This window comes from Streptomyces sp. NPDC022910, from assembly GCF_055561075.1.
On record NZ_JBVHHL010000166.1, the window covers coordinates 1 to 1,631 of the forward strand.

Genomic DNA, 1,631 nt, shown 5'->3' on the forward strand with positions numbered 1-1,631 from the left:
AGAAGGCTTCTCGAAACCGAGTGTGGGGCTGGGTTCGTGCTGGTCAGGCATAGTGCCGGGGTGGGTGAGGTAGGTCCGGTGCGTCCGTGGAGGTGGCGTGCTGGAGGTGTGTGATGGCGTCGGTGCTGGGGCGGCTGGAGGAGCGGGAGCGGGCGGCCCGGAGGCGGGTGGAGGAGTTGCAGGCCGAGTTGGAGGCGGCGCAGTCGGAGTGGGACGAGTGGCTGATCGCCCGCAGGCGGGTCAGCGAGGTGTGGGACGGGGGCGAGAGCGCAGGCCGGGACGGTGAGGCGGGGAAGGCGCCGGACGGGAACGAGGCTGCGGCGCTGGCGGCGGCGAGGCCCGGGTCGGTTGTTCCTCCCTGGCGGGAGGGGCTGTCGGCCGAGGTGCTGGCGCCGGAGTATCAGCAGGTCATGGGCCTGCTGGCCGAGCGTCGCGCCACCGGCGGCCAGCCACTGAACTGCCGTGAGATCACTGCTTTGTTGGGGTTGGAGGTGGTTCCGGCGAAGACGGAGGGCGTGCGGTGCAAGCTCAAGCGGCTCGTTGCGCGGGGATGGGCGCACGAGCCGGTGCCGGGCCGGTTCGCCTGTGGCGATGGCCGAGACGGCGGGTCATGACCATGGTCATCGACCACAGGATCATCGCCTCCGACGACGCGGGCAGCCGCTCGTAGTCGCGGGCGAGGCGCCGGGAGCGGGTGAGCCAGGCGAAGGTCCGCTCGACGATCCACCGTTTGGGCAGCACGACGAAGCCTTTGTGGCCGTCGCTGCGGCGGATGATCGTCAGTATCAGGTTCAGGGCCCTCGCGCACCAGCCCACCAGCATGCCGGTGTATCCGCTGTCCGCCCATACGCGTCTGAGCCGGTGATGCCGCCTCGTGGCCTGGGCCAGGAGGTCCTGGGCGGCGTCCCGGTCCCCCGTCGAGGCGGGGGTGACCATGACCGCGAGGATCAGGCCGAGGGTGTCCACCACGATGTGCCGTTTGCGCCCTTTGATCTTCTTCCCGCCGTCATAGCCGCTGGTCGCGGCCTCGACCGTGGACGTGCCTTTCGCGGACTGCGAGTCGATCGCCCCTGCCGTCGGCTCCGCATCCCGGCCCTGCGCTTCACGGGTCGCGGCGCGGAGCCGGTCGTGGAACTCGTCGATCAGCCCCTGCTTCCGCCAGCGGGTGAAGAACCGGTGCACCGCTTTCCATGGCGGGTAATCGGCGGGCAGCGCGGGCCACTTCACGCCGTTGTCCACCACGTACCTGATCGCGTCGAGTATGTCCCGGTGGCAGTACTCCTCCGGCCGGCCGCCCCGGCCCTCGGCCCACGCGGGCTTCGGGATCATTTCGCGGACCGCGGCCCACTCCGCGTCCCTCATGTCGGTCGGATAGCAGTGCCCGCCGGACGGATTGTCCGCGGCGTTGCCGTACTTGTGGGCGAAGCAGTCGCACGTCCGCGTGTCCGGAATGGACTCTTTCGCGGCTGACCGATACAACTGCGGCAACAGGGCCTCCCGGTGAGCAGTGGCGTAGACACCCTCTGTGCTACCGAGAGGCCCTGCCTTCATGCCCCGGCGCGGCCACAATCACCTGAACAGCACACCCGTACGGAACCCCCAGCTCCACACTCGGTTTCGAGAAGCCCTCT

The 1,631-nt window shown here is 69.7% G+C and carries 2 protein-coding genes; one reads left to right on the forward strand and one right to left on the reverse strand.

What is annotated here, in order from left to right; translation table 11 throughout:
• The first annotated feature begins 113 nt into the window (after positions 1–113).
• The gene (locus ACZ3TS_RS42935) at positions 114–614 is read left to right on the forward strand and encodes a hypothetical protein (RefSeq protein WP_467628685.1); all 501 of its coding nucleotides are present in this window, start codon (positions 114–116) and stop codon (positions 612–614) included.
• On the opposite strand, the gene ACZ3TS_RS42940 is transcribed toward ACZ3TS_RS42935, so the two are convergent.
• Positions 529–1,362 (reverse strand): IS5 family transposase, encoded by an 834-nt coding sequence (locus ACZ3TS_RS42940; protein ID WP_467628687.1) that lies wholly within the window; start codon positions 1,360–1,362, stop codon positions 529–531. The two genes, ACZ3TS_RS42935 and ACZ3TS_RS42940, sit on opposite strands and share 86 nt — an antisense overlap.
• Positions 1,363–1,631 lie beyond the last annotated feature (269 nt).